The organism is Rhodohalobacter sp., from assembly GCF_041686455.1.
Lineage (GTDB): Bacteria > Bacteroidota > Rhodothermia > Balneolales > Balneolaceae > Rhodohalobacter.
The window spans coordinates 3,186-19,449 of sequence record NZ_JAWLDW010000047.1 but is presented as its reverse complement, the minus strand read 5'-3'; the positions used below and the strand labels follow the sequence as shown (position 1 = coordinate 19,449).

Genomic DNA, 16,264 nt, shown 5'->3' with positions numbered 1-16,264 from the left:
ACCGTTTCAGAAGACCAATGGAGAGAGTTTCGGAAAGCACTGGACAATGCAAATGTCTGGTCATGGAAAGAGTATTACGATTCGGATATCCTGGATGGTACTCAATGGGAACTGACTATCAAGTATAGGGATGCTTTTGTGAGTTCAGGCGGAAGCAACAATTATCCGCCCGAAGAGGAATTTAAACAGTTTGAGGCCGCCGTGAGGCAACTGCTCGGCGGTAAAGAATTTCAATAAGAATATGGACCTGAATCAAGACATACTTTATGTTCTCGTGGTGCTGGGTATTTTGGTGGGGGCTCTACAGTGTTTCTATGGCTACCGTATCTTTAAGTTCATCCTCGGGCTTTTTGGATTCCTATTGGGTGGTGTACTGGCTGCAGCGATTGGTCTTAATTTTACGCAAGAAGTAGTCGTAGTCTTTCTTTTTGGTTTGGTGGGAGGGTTTATTGGTGCAGCTCTAATGACGGCGTTATACTTCGTTGGTGTCTTCGTCATCGGGTCATTCCTCGGTGGTATTTTAGGAGTGGTACTTTACGCAGTTGCCGAAAGCAATCCGGATCCCGTGGCCTTACTGATACTTGCAGTAATTGCCGGAGTTATAGCTTTGGTCTTCCAAAAGTTCATGATTATTGTTTCTACGGGATTTGGGGGTTCATGGATGGTAGTTATTGGAGTTGCCTTTTTCGCCACACAGGCAATTAATTTTAGTAATCTGAATCAAATATTCAGGCCGGATGGAAGCCACTTGTACGCTATCATATTGTGTTGGCTTGCGCTTGGAATTGTTGGTGTCATGGTTCAATACCGCTCATCGCCAACTAATGTCCCCCAATCCCCAGGATGAATCCGAAAGTGAAATTCACGCTGCATATTCCCGATCAAATAAACGGTGATATTTCTAAAATAGATGGTAAATCATTGGATAGCAGTGAACTATATATTGTATTAATCTTTATTCTCTATTTAATTGGTGTTCTTTTTAAAAAAGTTTTCTTACCAAAAATCAAGGGGGTGATAGGAGAATATAGTGTTGCAAGAAAGTTGAGAAGGCTTAATAAGAATGATTATATCGTTTATAACGACATTTACTTAAAGAATAAGGGAAGAAGTAAACAAATAGACCATTTAATCCTTTCTGTTTATGGAATATTTGTAATTGAAACAAAAAACTACAAGGGATGGATATTTGGAAATGAGAGCTCCAAATATTGGACTCAAACGCTTTATAAGAATAAATACAAAATTTTCAATCCAGTTATACAAAGCTGGTCTCACATTAATTTTCTCAAACAGATATCGTCAGAGTTTACGGATCTGAGATACTTTCCAATTGTTGTTTTTGCAGGAGCTGGAAAACTTAAAAAAATAAAATCATCTGTCCCGGTCATTTACAAACGAAAATTGTTAAGAACAATCAGGAGAAATAAGGAAATTCATATAACGCATAGTCAACTGAAAAAAATTGACCACCTTATTGAACAGGTAATTGTCGAGAAAAAAGATTTCAAAAAAAAGCACAGGAAGTTTGTTAAGAGGATTTCCAAACGAGACAAAAAAAGATCAGTTCCAAGATATTGTCCCAAATGTGGTGGGAAGCTTACGTTAAAAAGTGGCAAATACGGGGAATTTTATGGCTGTTCTAATTTCCCGGAATGCAGTTACACTAAGAATAAGTAGTGTTGTTAAAGTTCATTCTAAATATGTATTGACCAAAGTGAGACACGTTTCATATTCAAAGCTAAATATATATTAATTAAATATTTATAGCCTCATATACTCAGCGTTTTATCGCGACTGTGGCCGATCTGTTCCGTTTTTTGATCATGCTTACTCTATAAACCGCCCGGCTCTCGCAGGTCGAATGATTTGGATAAAGACTTTTAAGCCTGTTGTTTACAAAGAGAACAGGCAGTTCGCTGAGTTCCGCAAAAAAAACAAAGCGAATTGAAATTGAGTCCTCTCGGGAGTTGAACTATCACTTCCGTCAATTCGTTAATAAATATAACTGATTGAGATTAAATTACTTATATCTTGGCGAAGAGGGATTGTGTGTTTGTAAGTATTTGATAGAATGTTTTTCCTTTCTATCGCCTTTCATTAGGTTTACATATTGATCAATATATAAACGTAACCGATTGAAAATCCACGGTTAGACAAAGTTGGTTGAAGCTTGGCCGGTTGTGAAAGCTGTTACCATGTTTTTGTCACTGCAGAATGTTTTCTGTAGAAACGTTTACCCGTCTTGATCTCAATCCCGGGCACAGTACCCACCGGATCACTGAAATTTCATGAAATTTTAACTTTGAATAAATCATCATAAATGGCAGAGATTACAGTTACAAATCTTTATAAAATTTTTGGTAAAAATCCTCAAAAGGCTCTTCCTCTCATAGAAGAGGGAAAGTCGAAAGATGAAATCCTTGAAGAGACTGGAAATACGATTGGTGTAAATAACGCCAGTTTTGAAGTGAAGGAGAAGGAGATGTTCGTCATTATGGGACTTTCCGGAAGTGGAAAGTCTACAGTGCTCCGCTGCCTGAACCGCCTGATCGAACCCACCAAAGGCACTATCATGATTGGAGACGAAGATGTTACGAAAGTCAGCAAGGAACGCTTACTGGAAATGCGGCGTAAAAAAATGTCGATGGTATTCCAGAATTTCGGGCTGTTTCCGCATCGAACAGTGGCAAACAATGTAGAGTATGGGTTGGAGATTGGTGGAATGCCCAAAGAAGAACGAAGAGAGAAAGCGTATGTAGCGCTGGAGAAAGTTGGCTTGAAGGGTTACGAGGAACAAAAGCCGAGCGAACTCAGCGGCGGGATGCAGCAACGTGTTGGACTGGCCAGGGCACTGGCTAATGAACCGGAAATACTGCTCATGGATGAGGCTTTCAGTGCTTTAGATCCACTTATACGTGCTGATATGCAGGATGAACTGCTTGAACTTCAGGCTGAAGTCAATAAAACGGTCGTCTTTATTACTCACGACTTGGATGAGGCTCTGAAAATCGGCGATCGAATTGCCATCATGAAGGATGGTTACGTGGTACAGGTGGGAACTCCGGAAGAAATTTTAACAAATCCTGCCAGCGATTATGTAAAAGCATTTGTGCAAAATGTAGATCGAACTAAGATTATTACAGCAAATGCCATCATGCGGAAAGCGCCAACGGTTCAAGCCACCAAAGACGGCCCTTCAGTTGCAATACGTAAAATGGAGAAAACCGGAGTTTCAACTACCTATGTGGTTGACGAGAAAAGGCATTTGAAAGGAATTGTGACCATTGATGACGCCGTGGAGTTAAAAGATAAGGAGGGCAAAAATCTGTCGGATATTATCAATACTGAAATTGAAGTGGCAGGACCTGATACACCGATAAACGCCTTGTTGACCAAATCGCTTCAATCTAAATACCCGATAGCTGTAGTAAACGAAGAAGGAAAATTTCTGGGCATTGTGGACAGAGCCACAATTCTTGCTGAACTGAATGAAAACGGATCTGCCCAATCAGAGGAAAATGAGAACAAATATCAATTGAGCAAATAAAAGACTATGTTTGATTTACCTGTCGGAGATTTTTTTGAATTCTTAATTAACTGGCTGACGGACAACCTGGGTGGTTTTTTTGACCTGATTACCATTACCGTCAAGGCTTTTTTAGTAGGAATTGAGAATGTACTTTTGTTCCCGCATCCAATTATTATGACAGCCATTCTGGCCGGCATTGCCTGGTATGTTTCGGGTAAGGGAGTTGGAATATTTACCATTTTGGGGCTGATCGTTATAGAGGGAATGAATATGTGGGACGGCACCATGGAGACCCTAGCCTTGATCATTACGGCCGTTTTCATTGCATTGCTAATTGGTATTCCAACCGGAATATGGGCCTCGAAAAGTAAATCCGTTGAAAATGTGGTCAGGCCGGTCCTGGATTTCATGCAGACCATGCCGGCTTTTGTCTATTTAATTCCTGCGGTGCTGTTTTTTGGATTGGGAGAGGTTCCGGGGATCATTGCAACCCTGATTTTTGCCATGCCGCCTGCGGTACGGCTCACCAATCTTGGAATCAGGCAGGTTCCGGAGGAGGTCAAAGAGGCAGCGCTTGCATTTGGGTCCGATTCAAAACAGATGCTATATAAAGTGGAATTACCGGTAGCACTGCCCACAATACTCGCAGGGGTAAATCAAACCATTATGCTGGCACTTTCGATGGTGGTTATTGCAGCCTTGATTGGTGCCGGCGGTTTAGGTCAGCCGGTGGTAACAGGGCTTCAGCAGCTTGATATCGGTCTCGGTTTTGAAGGCGGATTGGCCATCGTTATTCTGGCAGTCTATCTGGATAGGGTGACTCAATCACTGGGCGCAGCAACACAGTAAAGAATTTTGATAAAAAGTTTTTACCAACACCAACAGAACAAGAACACTAAGCAAACAGATAAAATCATGTTAACCAACAATATAATATTGAATATGTTATCGAAGCTGGGAGTTTTTGTCCTGGCGATAGGGCTTATCACAGGATGTGCCCAACAGCAAAATGAAAAATCAGCGGATCTCGTCTATGTAAACTGGGCGGAAGGGATTGCTTATACCAATCTTGCCAAAGTGGTTCTGGAAGATAAGATGGGTTATGAAGTTGAGATTACTTCAGCTGATGTTGGCCCGGCTTACACCGCCATTGCACAGGGCGACGCGGACGCATTTATGGAAACCTGGCTGCCTGTTCTTCATGCCGATTATTACGATCAGTTTGAAGATGACATTGTTGACCTTGGCGTAGTATATGACGGTACACAAAGTGGTCTCGTCGTTCCCGAATACGTTGAAATTGACAGTATATCACAACTGAACAGCGTTCGGGACGAATTTGATGGAGAAATTACCGGAATTGACGCGGGTGCCGGAGTCATGAAAACAACCCAGAATGTGATCGAAGAGTATGATCTGGACTATGAGCTCGTTCAGTCCAGCGGTCCGGCCATGACATCTGCTTTGCAGCGCGCTTATGAAGATGAAGAGTGGATTGTAGTTACCGGCTGGAAGCCACATTGGAAATTCGGTCGTTTTGACCTGAAATTCCTGGAACAGGATGAAGACAAGGAATTATGGGGAACCGGACAGATTCATATAATGGGTCGACAAAACTTGTCAATGGAAAAGCCGGAATTGGCTAATTTCCTTTCCAATATGGAACTGACTGATCCTGAGCTGGCTGATCTGATGGTTGCGATAAATGAATCGGATGAGGATAATGAGGTCGTTGCCAGGCAGTGGATGGAGGATAACGAAGACGTGATTATGGACTGGGTACCTGCAGACGCGCAACAAACAGAAATGTAATTTCGGACTTTTCAATTTTTTCAATGATGAGGGAAATGCGTTAACGCGTGTTTCCCTTTTTTTATCCCCCTTCGAATGGGGATTTAGGGGGATGAACACCCCTCTACATTTCGTTTCACGTGTCGCTAACGCTCGGAGCTCATTGTTAGGGGAGACTTCTATATTGGTTTAAATAAGATTATTAAACGGACTGAGGTTAATGGGATAAAAAACTGGTTTTATATTGTAACTCAGATTTTTTTTAAAAAGAGTGGAAGAAGCAATCACCGTCCGGGAGTTTTTGTTTACTTTTGGCGGCCCAAAAGTAATAGGGAAAACATGAGTATCTCGATATTCATTGAAACATTTTTAATAATATCAAGATTGTATGAGTAATGTCTGTCTTTCGTAAGGGGGGACACTCAATAAGAACATTCTTTACTAGGTATCACTGAAGTTTCAGAATAGAACGAAGGCTGAGGAACTCCGGCAATCCTTCAGCAGATTTGAGGTAGAGTCAGTTGTCCCCAAAAAAATCTATCAGTGAACTCTTATATGCAGAGAATGTTGGCAAATCATTGTGATTACCGTTTTCTATTCTTACCAAAGATTTTTCACGGGAAGGTGATTTTTCATGAAGCTCCTCTGCCATTCTAAAAGGAGTGATTTCGTCCTGTTCACCCCCGATGATTAAAAGAGGTTCTTTAATTCGCTTTACGGGTTCAATATTGTTTTGGGCTTTAATCGAATCCTCGATATCAAAACGAACGAATGGGCGTAATAAGGCTGGAACCAATCGTTTTGTCCAGCTGTCAACATCTGTGATCGGACTCTCCAGAATGTAGCCTGCAACATCTACACTATCGGCAATGTAGGTGGCCAGAAATGAACCCATTGAGTGACCATGAACGTAAATGGGTCCCGGTTCTACCGGGAGGTTGTTTTTAGCCAGTTGATAGGCTGCCTTCGCATCTGTCTTTACACCGTCCACGGTTGGCTCTCCGGTGCTGCGTCCATATCCACGATAGTCGATCATCAGAAGATGGACGGGCAGATCCGCGTATGCATTAATGAGCGGTCGCGATTTCATCATTAAAAATCCATTTCCGCCATAGTAAATAATGGTCTTATTGGCACCCTCACGCTCCAAAAACCAGGCATCAAGTGTTTCGTTGTCCTCCGTTTCAATTTTCAGGTCATGAAGAGTGTAGCTGTGAATTGGGAACTGATCAGCAGAAATGGTGACGTGAGGGTCAAAAGCATCTGATTCAGATATCTCAATAGTGGTGCAACCACCGATCATTAGAAATAAAACCAAAACTAAAATTTTGTTTTTCATATGCAGTAAAACAGAAGTTTGAGGGGTGTCATTCAATTTCTGATTATGATATGCAAATATACTTTGGAGAGAGACGTGGCATAGCATGGTTTGGTATGGATTACGCCCTTTCAGGGCTTTTATTTACGGGAGATGCACCTGACATAGTGCGCTGCACTATGCTTTTGACTTTGCCTCTTTGGGGCAAGCAAGTTCATTCATGTAAAAGTCAAATATTTCACCATTGTTATGTACAGCCTGCACAGATTGACCGGGGTGCCAAATTAGGGTAGTATTTTCATTTACTGCACAAACCTATAAGGGCCTATTTCGAATCTATCTGCCAAGCATTAAAAATTTTTAATGGTAATGAAATTCGATATATTTATTGAGCATTAAAATAACATATTTCGGTCATGAAAAAGAATAGCTCTAAAGGTTCAGTTATAATAGTAGAAGATGATATGCTGCTATTATTGGTTGAATCCAGAATTATAGAAAAGCTGGGTTATACGGTGATTGGCAAGGCTCAGTCAGGTGAAAAGGCTATCGAATTGGTGAGGCAGCTAAAGCCCGATATAATCGTGATGGATATGTCTCTGAAAGGGGAAATGAACGGATTAGATGCAAGTGAAGAGATTCGGCGGTTCAGTGAGACACCGATTATTTTTCTATCAGGCAGCGCCGAAAGTGATTTGATTAAAAACGCTAAGAAGTTAGGCAATGCGGACTATCTTGTTAAGCCGATCAAAGCGGATGATATGTTAAATCCGTTGAAAAAAGCCATGAAAAAAAATGGTGCTAAATCCGGTAAGGTTTTTAGTCAGGCAAGTTAATTGATATGTACGTGCTTAGTGGTCTGTCATCAGGAGATGTCTCGACTACGTACCGACAAAAAGCGTCGGAACTCTGCTCGACATGACAATCGCACAAACAATTACAATAAAGACAGGGATGTGCAGCCGACGGCTGCACATCCCTGTCTTTTGTTCTACGCACGTTCTTGTCATGTCGAGCAGAGTGCAGGTGAACGGAGTGAGCCGAAATGACGTCGAGACATCTCCAGATTATAAAACCACAATTTATCAGGTGGCATATTGATTAGCTCTCCGGGTGGTTTGGGAAAGTGTCACCCCTCCTTGGTAATAAGGTAATATTCATCAAATGAATGAAAAAACCTTTGCCACCCGCCCTCTTAATTTCGTTTCACGTATCACTTTTGCTTAATGTCCCTTATTAGGGGAGAATTTGTCATCAGTTTCTTTATCCCGAACTCACGTTAATTAAAACTTTCCCTACCTGCTTACCTCGTAAAATTTGTTTAATCTCTTCCGGTAGTTTTTTGAGATCTGTCTCTCTATGCAATTTGTGCAAAAATTTGGGCTTCCACTCGTTGGCAAGAAGTTTCCAGATTCTCACCCTGTCGGCCATTAAGGCAATTCCTGAATCAACTCCCATCAGAGATACACCGCGAAGAATAAAAGGCAAAACATTCGTGCGCAGCTCGTGACCCAGTACATTTCCACAGCAGGCAACGACTCCATTGTGATCAGTTTGACGAATGACTGCATCGAGAATCTCTCCGCCAACGGTATCAAAAGCCGCAATCCACCTGCCCGACAAAAGCGGTTTATCAGGTATGTTTGTGATTTCATCACGGTGTATGACCTCAGCTGCTCCAAGTGATGTTAAAAAATCGGTTTGGTCCATTTTGCCCGTTGCCGCTATCACCTGATAGCCAAGCTGACTCAATAAACCAACCGCAAAAGATCCCACGGCTCCGGTTGCCCCGGTAACTAATACGCTGCCGTCTATAGCCCCAATTTGTTGTTTTATGATTTTTTCTGCACCGATAGCGGCTGTTAACCCGGAAGTGCCTATCATCATACTCTCTTTTTTACTTAAACCTGCGGGAAGAGGTACGATCCAGTCACCGGGTACGGATATATACTGACCGAAACCGCCCGGCGTATTCATTCCAAGATCATAGCTGGTTACGATTACGTCGTCACCGGTTTTAAAACGATCGTCACTGCTCTCCTCTACAACACCTGCAGCATCAATTCCGGGAGTAAACGGGTACTGTTTTGTTACACCCTTATTTCCGGTAGCGGATAGGGCGTCTTTGTAGTTCAGGGATGAATAGTGAACTTTAACCAATACATCATGACCGGGGAGATCAGATATGGTTCTCTCTTTTACAGATTGGATATAAGTATCACCCGATTTTTCTGCAACCAACGCCTTAAAAGTCATTTGAGGATCTGAATTCATTATTTCAGAAGCTTTTTGAGCCATTTTAACTTGTCGGTGTCGATGGGCGGATATCGAAAATCCGGATCAGGCCAGATAGGTTTTTTCAGTACGGACTGGAGCCTGGTAAAGCAGTCAAAACTATACTTCCCGTGGTAGGCACCCATTCCGCTGTGCCCCACTCCGCCAAACGGCAGGTTAGGGTTGGTCAAATGACTAATGGTTTCATTGATGCAGCCGCCTCCAAATGGTACCTGTTCAATAATTTCTGATTCCACATCCTGACTTTCTGTAAAAAGATAAAGGGCCAGCGGGGAGTTCCGTTTTATTAATCTCTCCTTTGCCTCGTCAAGGTTTTTGTAAGTAAGTATCGGCAGCAGGGGTCCAAAAATTTCCTCCTCCATAATAACGGAGTCCCAATCGGCCTGAATCATGGTTGGTTCAATAAACCTTGTCTCTCTGTTCGTCGTCCCGCCATGGATGACCTCACTCTGTTCAATGAGATTTTCGAGACGTTCAAAGTGGTCATAATTGATAATTTGCGTATAATTTTCGCCGGTGATGTAGTCATTGTTGTAAAACTGTGAGAGAACCTGTTGGCTCACCTCCACAAACTTCTTTTTGACTGACTGATGAATCAATACAAAGTCGGGTGCCACACAAATTTGACCGGCATTCATTGTTTTACCCCACCAGATACGTTTGGATGCTATTTCGATATTGGCATCGGAGTGAACAATCGCCGGGCTTTTTCCGCCAAGTTCCAAGGTGACCGGAATCAACTGTTCTGCGGCAGCTTTCATTACAATTTTTCCAACACGGCTGCTTCCTGTGAAAAATATCTTGTCAAAAGGCTGAGATAAAAGTTCCTGGGTCTCATCCACGGCGCCTTCAACAACGGCTAAAATGGACGGAGAAAAATATTGTTCTACAAGATCTTTGATCAGAGCTGAGGTCTGTACCGCCAGTTCAGAAGGTTTCAGAATCGCATTATTGCCGGCTGAAAGTGCACCCACCAGAGGCTGGAATGTAAGGTGAACCGGATAATTCCATGCCCCTATGATTAAAACCGTACCGAGAGGCTTTTTATAAACTTTATTTCTGGATGGAAACGTAAAGATTGAGTTGCCCACCTGGTCGGGCTTCGCCCATTTATCAAGATTCTTTAGATGGTGATCGATTTCGTGGAGTATGGTGGCAATTTCTGATGTATAGGATTCAAAATAAGGTTTGCCAAAATCCTCACGGATGGCCGAGCATATTTCCTGTTCATTCTCCTGAAGTAACTTTTTTAGGGTATTCAAAGACTCTTTTCGCTTGCTCAGTGAACTGAAATCACCCTTTTGAAAAGATTTTTTTTGATGTTCTACCAGCTTCTGAATAGTCATGACTTTTTTGATTTGGGGGTTCTACCTTCAAATGATTCCATTGACTTATAGACACCCAGCAGATTTCCGGCTACCCAGTCAAATAGTTTATAAGGTAAAAGTGCTTTTATCAACGGAACCAGTTTTACCATAAAAGGTGCCTGAATGGTCCGTTTTCGGGCTGCAATTCCTTTAAGCATCAAGTCAACAATGTCATCAGTTTCTAAGAGTGGAACCAATAGTGGTGCTTTTACACCATCAAACATACCTGTTTTAATATAACTGGGAATGACGGCCGTAACACCCACTCCGGTTTCCAGCTTTTCCATCTCGAGCCTAAGGGATTCACTCCAGCCGATAACTGCCCACTTACTGGCCGCATACACGCTCATCCTAGGATTCCCGATATAGCCTGAGGCCGACGCCAGGTTCACGATTTGACCGGAACCACGCCCGATCATCTCATTTAAAAATGCACGTGTTACCCACATGCTTCCGGTCGTGTTAATTTGTATTGACTTTTCAATTTCAGAAAATGAGTGCTCATGAAACATTTTGCCAACTACAATACCGGCGCAGTTAATAATAATATCGGGGACCAGGTTTTCCTTGATGAAATGATCTGCCTCGAGTTGAATCAGATCCCTGTCTGTTATATCAATTCCAGTAACGTGAACTTCAGACCGGTCTTTGATTTCATTTTTGAACTGCTGAAGTTCTTCCGGATTCCGATCCCACAGAATGAGTTTTACATCAGCAATATCAGCAACTTTTTCGGCAAATCGTCTTCCAATGCCACTAGCTGCACCGGTGATGAGAATAGTTTTATGGTCGTAGAAATTTATCATAACAATCAAATCATACGAAAAAAGGGTGCAGTACAAAAATCAATTCAATGAATTGTTAAGTCACTGTTTAAAATCCTACATTTAACAACAAATAAAAGCAATGGATAGGTGGCATTTTAAAGTGAAATATTTCACAGTATGAGATTGGAGTCTTGAATAATTCTCCCCTAATAGGGGAGATGCAGAGGGGTGTTCATCCCCCCTAATTCCCCCTTCGAAGGGGGGATTCCTAAAATCATCACAAAAAGAAATACCCACTCTATCCCAAATAAACTATATATCACCATGAATCGGAATCTACTGTATTTAATCCCAATTATAATACTCTTAGCAATTTCCTGCAGTGAACCTCCCGTGGAGCAAGCAGCGGAATCCATTACGGCTGAATCTTTGATGAGCCATATAGAAGTACTCTCATCCGATGAATTTGAGGGCCGTGCCCCTGCAACACAGGGCGAAGATTTGACAGTGAACTATCTGGTTGAAACCATGGAGCAGATAGGAGTTGCTCCGGGAATGGATGATGGAACCTTTGTTCAGGAAATACCGCTTTTGGGGCAACAGGTAAAGGGTTCTGAAGCAACTATAAATTTTCGCAGGAACGGTCAGGTAGAAGAAGAACTGGGGTTCAGAACCGATTTTATGGCGTGGCCAAGCAATGAGGCTGAGCAGGTTGAGCTTCAGAATGCCGAGCTGCTCTATGTGGGCTATGGAATTCAAGCACCGGAATTTGATTGGGATGATTACAAGGGAGCCGATGTGGAAGGAAAGGTTTTGGTTTTCAAAAACAGTGATCCCTCAGGCGACCCGGAAATTTTTGACGGTGATTCCCGCCTCTACTACGGACGATGGAGCTATAAGTTTGAGAAAGCGGAAGAGATGGGGGCATTGGGCGCGATTATTATTCATACCACGCCAACAGCAGGCTATGGCTGGTCGGTGATCGAGAACAGCTGGGGCCGTGAACGTTTTGCCCTGAAGGAGGAGGGTGATTCCGGTTCAAAGCCTGAATTTAACGGATGGCTGACCGAAGAGCAGAGCCAGAACCTTTTTGATCTTGCCGGCATGGATTTGGAAGAGATGCTTGATGCTGCCGAAGAGCCTGATTTTGAGCCTGTGCCGATGGAAGGGGTATCACTGGATGTTGATTTAAGTGCAACCTACAGCGACATGTCGAGCCGGAACGTGCTGGGTCAGATAGAAGGAAGTGATGAGGATTTGAAAGATGAGTATGTGGTTTTTACCGCGCATTTCGATCATCTTGGGATTACAACTCCGGTGGATGGCGACTCTATCAACAACGGTGCGCTGGATAACGCGGCCGGTGTAAGTGCAGTTCTGGAGATGGCAAATGCGTATAAGCAACTCGAACCGGAGATGCGAAGAAGCGCGCTGTTTCTGTTTGTAGGTGCTGAAGAGATGGGACTTTTGGGATCGCTCTACTGGTCGCAAAATCCAACCATTCATCCCGGTAAAATTACCGCCAACATAAATATGGACGGTATGCAGGTCTACGGCGAAACGGAGGATATTGTTCTGATTGGCTACGATAGAAATACCATAACAGATGTAATAGAGCAATATGCAGAACGCGAAGGACGTGTTGTGAAACCGGATCCAAATCCGGAGCAAGGATTCTTCTACCGCTCGGATCACTTCTCTCTGGCACGAGTTGGGATACCGGCTATATTCCCGAATCCGGGCCGTGAGTATGTGAACAAGCCTGAAGATTTCATCGAAACAGTAGATAGCCTTACTGCAGAAAACTACCACTCTGTGGGTGATGAAATTAATGAGCATTGGGATTTAAGCGGGATGGAGAAAGATGTTCGCTTATTCTTTCGATCCGGCTTCCATATTCTAAACGCCGATGAGATGATGAGCTGGGAAGAGGGTGATGAGTTTCAGGCCATCCGGGAAGAGATGCTGATGCAGGCTCCCTGATTCTTTACAACCACTTCATGATTTCTGACTATTTTCACAGTCTGCTGTATAGCTTTGGATGGATAGAGCAGATTGCATCAAAAAAATAATCTATCGAGATGGCGAACATTTTAAAGATGATACCGGCTCTTTTTTTACTGATTATGCTTAGCGGTTTCACTCCGGATGCAGATAAACCGGCCTATTTAATCTATAATAAAAATGGAAACGTCGTTTCTTATCAGAGCCTGAAAGTACAGTCGGCCAATAGCGAACTGGTATTTTTTGGTGAACTGCACAACAACGCCATTGCTCATTGGCTGCAAATTGAGTTACTGCAGGATTTGGCATCAGATACAGCTCGATCAACAATGGTAGGAATGGAGATGTTTGAGGCAGATCAGCAGCTCCTGATAGACGAATATTTTGCAGGATTAATCAGTCAGTCCAGTTTTGAAAACGAGGCCAGGCTCTGGAATAACTACTCTACCGATTATAAACCGGTTCTTGAATTTGCAAAGGAGAACGATCTGAAACTGATAGCTACGAATATCCCGAGGCGTTATGCGTCTGCGGTCTATGGCGGCGGGCTTGAGGTGTTGGATGAACTGTCAGAGGAAGCAAAACAGTGGATGATGCCGCTTCCCGTTGAGGTAGACACGGATCTTCCGGGTTATCAGAACATGCTGGAAATGGCACAGGGACACGGCGGTATGAATATCGTTTATGCCCAGGCTGTTAAGGATGCCACGATGGCTCATTTTATTTTGACAAATCTTGAGGAAAATAGCCAAATCTTACATTTGAACGGTTCCTATCACTCCAACGACTATGAAGGAATTGTATGGTATGTGAAGAGAGACCGTCCTGAAGTTAGAGTTTTAACAATTAATACGATCGTAGTGGATGATATAAAAAGCGTGGATCACGAACAGCTGCAGGCAGCAGATTTAACAGTTGTTGTTCCATCTACGATGACAACCACTTACTAACCAGTGCATCTATGAGTTATTCAGAGTTTCCATATTCCAGGCCGAGGCGACTTCGCCGTTCCGGGAATGTGCGTCGAATGGTGGCTGAAAATCACCTTTCCGTTAACGATTTTATCGTGCCACTGTTTGTGATGGAGGGGAAAAATGAGAAGGTGGAGATTCCATCCATGCCGGATTATTACAGGTACACTCTCGATCTGCTTATTAAAGAGGTCGAAGAGATTCAGCAATTGGGAATTCCCGCGGTTCTTCTGTTTGCCAAGGTGCCGGATGAGAAGAAAGATAATGAAGGCTCGGAAGCACTTGATCCCAACGGGCTGATGCAGAAATCGGTTCGAACGATTAAGGAGCAGTTCCCTGACATGGTGGTTATGACCGACGTTGCAATGGACCCATATTCTAGTTATGGACATGACGGTGTTGTGGAAGAAGGTGAAATCCTGAACGATGAGAGCGTAGACATACTGGCAAAAATTGCGGTGAGTCATGCCGAGGCCGGTGCTGATTTTGTGGCTCCGTCGGACATGATGGATGGCCGAATTCTGATGATGCGTGAAGCATTGGAAGAGGCCGGTTTTCCGAATACGGGAATTATGGCATACAGTGCCAAGTACGCTTCCAGCTACTACGGACCCTTCCGCGATGCTCTCGATTCTGCGCCCGGTTTTGGCGATAAAAAGACGTACCAAATGGACCCGGCAAACGTTACAGAAGCTGTGAAAGAGGCAATTACAGACGAACAGGAAGGTGCTGATATCATCATGGTAAAACCGGGCATTCCATACCTCGACGTTATTCGGGCCGTGAAAGAGGTAGTCAATGTGCCGGTATCCGTTTATAACGTTTCCGGTGAGTATGCGATGATTAAGGCCGCGGCAGAAAAAGGCTGGATCAATGAAGAAGAGGCAATGATGGAGGCACTGATCGGCTTCAAGCGGGCCGGCGCCGATTTGATCGCAACCTACTTCGCCAAAGATGCGGCACGGCTACTTTTGAAATAGTCCCCTCTTGAGAGGGGAAATGTTAAGGCGAAAGCACAAAGTGCGGTTCGGCTTGACGAGGGGTGTGTTACCGGATTATATATTAAACTACATGTTAAGATTTTATACGAAATTTTTTAACACATCCCTAAATCCCCTCTCGAGAGGGGACTTTCTGAAAAGAACATTTATAACAACACACGTAACTATAATTAAAAAATGAAACGAGTACTTTTATTTCTTGCTACCAACCTGGCGATTATTATTGTGGCCAGTATAACCCTGTCAATTTTAGGTGTGGGATCCTATCTCAATGAAGCCGGAACAGGACTGGACCTTCAGGCACTTTTGATCTTCTGTTTTGTGTTCGGAATGGCGGGATCTTTTATTTCTCTGCTCCTCTCCAAGAAGATTGCCAAGTGGTCGATGAAAATTAAACTTATCGACAAGCCACAAAATTCCCGGGAAGAGTGGCTGGTTTGGACCATTGAAAAGCAGGCAAAGGATGCCGGCATCGGGATGCCTGAAGTAGGTATTTTTGAGGCACAACAGGCAAATGCTTTTGCAACCGGGGCAAATCGTAATAAAGCACTTGTTGCGGTAAGCAGTGGTATGATGCAGCGCTTTGATCAAGCTGAAATTGAGGCTGTTTTGGGGCACGAAGTTGGCCACGTTGCAAACGGCGATATGATTACCCTTGCTTTGATTCAGGGAGTGGTAAATACTTTTGTCATGTTCCTCGCGCGGGTTATTGGGTTTGCGGTAGATCGTGTGATATTGAAAAATGAAAATGGGCTGGGAATCGGATACTTTGTGACCACCATTGCTGCTGAGATTGTATTAGCTATTCTGGCTTCAACCATCGTATTCTGGTTTTCACGCCGCCGTGAGTTCCACGCCGATGAAGCCGGTGCACGGTTTGGCAGCCGTCAGGGTATGATTGGCGCACTACAGCGGTTAAAGGCAGAGTCGAAGGTACCGAATCAGTTGCCGGAATCGATGCAGGCATTTGGAATTACAGGCGGTAAGAAAAAAGGCTTGAAGGCGCTATTTATGACACATCCGCCATTGGAAGACAGAATTGCCGCACTGCAAAACATGACAGACTAATTCAGAATTTAGTCGTGAGTCTTGAGGCGTGAGGTCGCTATCAAGACTCACGACTCAAGACTAATCGAATATGATTTTAAACAAGAGCGAGTTTCTATTTAAACAAGCACAGGAATTTATACCCGGCGGGGTAAACTCTCCGGCACGGGC

General features: G+C 43.4%; 14 protein-coding genes and 1 pseudogene. 11 read left to right on the top strand and 4 right to left on the bottom strand.

The genetic code is table 11. From position 1 onward, the window contains the following. The 6 genes and pseudogenes from ACESM0_RS07455 to ACESM0_RS07430 all read left to right on the top strand — a co-directional run. Nucleotides 1-237, top strand: a pseudogene (locus tag ACESM0_RS07455) (hypothetical protein); the annotation flags it as partial. 4 nt (nucleotides 238-241) lie between these two features. After that, entirely contained in the window at nucleotides 242-847 is a 606-nt protein-coding gene (locus tag ACESM0_RS07450; protein WP_372905164.1) for a DUF4203 domain-containing protein, read from the top strand. Between the two features lie 8 nt (nucleotides 848-855). Next, nucleotides 856-1,680 carry an NERD domain-containing protein gene (locus tag ACESM0_RS07445; protein ID WP_372905162.1) on the top strand — a complete coding sequence of 275 codons (825 nt, stop codon included), beginning with the start codon at nucleotides 856-858 and terminating at the stop codon, nucleotides 1,678-1,680. Nucleotides 1,681-2,323: 643 nt separating this feature from the next. Then, nucleotides 2,324-3,550, top strand: a complete 1,227-nt coding sequence (locus ACESM0_RS07440; RefSeq protein WP_372905160.1) for a glycine betaine/L-proline ABC transporter ATP-binding protein — start codon at nucleotides 2,324-2,326, stop codon at nucleotides 3,548-3,550. Between the two features lie 6 nt (nucleotides 3,551-3,556). Beyond that, on the top strand, nucleotides 3,557-4,381 hold the full coding sequence (locus ACESM0_RS07435) for an ABC transporter permease (protein WP_372905158.1): 825 nt from the start codon (nucleotides 3,557-3,559) through the stop codon (nucleotides 4,379-4,381). A 93-nt stretch (nucleotides 4,382-4,474) separates the two neighbouring features. Beyond that, nucleotides 4,475-5,344 (top strand): glycine betaine ABC transporter substrate-binding protein, encoded by an 870-nt coding sequence (locus ACESM0_RS07430; protein WP_372905157.1) that lies wholly within the window; start codon nucleotides 4,475-4,477, stop codon nucleotides 5,342-5,344. 496 nt (nucleotides 5,345-5,840) lie between these two features. On the opposite strand, the gene ACESM0_RS07425 is transcribed toward ACESM0_RS07430, so the two are convergent. Then, nucleotides 5,841-6,662, bottom strand: a complete 822-nt coding sequence (locus ACESM0_RS07425) for an alpha/beta hydrolase (protein WP_372905155.1) — start codon at nucleotides 6,660-6,662, stop codon at nucleotides 5,841-5,843. A gap of 395 nt (nucleotides 6,663-7,057) precedes the next feature. Here ACESM0_RS07425 and ACESM0_RS07420 point away from each other — a divergent pair, with 395 nt between their 5' ends. Further along, nucleotides 7,058-7,477 carry a response regulator gene (locus tag ACESM0_RS07420; RefSeq protein WP_372905153.1) on the top strand — a complete coding sequence of 140 codons (420 nt, stop codon included), beginning with the start codon at nucleotides 7,058-7,060 and terminating at the stop codon, nucleotides 7,475-7,477. 427 nt (nucleotides 7,478-7,904) lie between these two features. Here ACESM0_RS07420 and ACESM0_RS07415 read toward each other — a convergent pair whose 3' ends face one another. The 3 genes from ACESM0_RS07415 to ACESM0_RS07405 are packed head-to-tail and all read right to left on the bottom strand — an operon-like array spanning nucleotide 7,905 to nucleotide 11,109. Further along, a complete protein-coding gene (locus tag ACESM0_RS07415) occupies nucleotides 7,905-8,939 on the bottom strand; it encodes a YhdH/YhfP family quinone oxidoreductase (protein ID WP_372905151.1) in 1,035 nt (344 codons plus the stop codon). Next, nucleotides 8,915-10,282, bottom strand: a complete 1,368-nt coding sequence (locus tag ACESM0_RS07410) for an aldehyde dehydrogenase family protein (RefSeq protein WP_372905149.1) — start codon at nucleotides 10,280-10,282, stop codon at nucleotides 8,915-8,917. The genes ACESM0_RS07415 and ACESM0_RS07410 overlap by 25 nt, the downstream gene beginning before the upstream one ends. Then, on the bottom strand, nucleotides 10,279-11,109 hold the full coding sequence (locus tag ACESM0_RS07405; protein WP_372905147.1) for an SDR family NAD(P)-dependent oxidoreductase: 831 nt from the start codon (nucleotides 11,107-11,109) through the stop codon (nucleotides 10,279-10,281). Before ACESM0_RS07405 ends, ACESM0_RS07410 begins: the two co-directional genes overlap by 4 nt. Before the next feature lie 285 nt (nucleotides 11,110-11,394). Here ACESM0_RS07405 and ACESM0_RS07400 point away from each other — a divergent pair, with 285 nt between their 5' ends. From ACESM0_RS07400 to htpX, 4 genes are all read left to right on the top strand, one after another. Beyond that, on the top strand, nucleotides 11,395-13,053 hold the full coding sequence (locus ACESM0_RS07400; RefSeq protein WP_372905145.1) for a M28 family peptidase: 1,659 nt from the start codon (nucleotides 11,395-11,397) through the stop codon (nucleotides 13,051-13,053). Between the two features lie 98 nt (nucleotides 13,054-13,151). Further along, nucleotides 13,152-14,024, top strand: a complete 873-nt coding sequence (locus tag ACESM0_RS07395; protein ID WP_372905143.1) for a ChaN family lipoprotein — start codon at nucleotides 13,152-13,154, stop codon at nucleotides 14,022-14,024. A gap of 11 nt (nucleotides 14,025-14,035) precedes the next feature. After that, nucleotides 14,036-15,025, top strand: a complete 990-nt coding sequence (gene hemB, locus ACESM0_RS07390; protein ID WP_372905141.1) for a porphobilinogen synthase — start codon at nucleotides 14,036-14,038, stop codon at nucleotides 15,023-15,025. A 198-nt stretch (nucleotides 15,026-15,223) separates the two neighbouring features. Further along, entirely contained in the window at nucleotides 15,224-16,114 is an 891-nt protein-coding gene (gene htpX, locus ACESM0_RS07385) for a protease HtpX (RefSeq protein WP_372905139.1), read from the top strand. The last annotated feature ends 150 nt before the right edge of the window (nucleotides 16,115-16,264 follow it).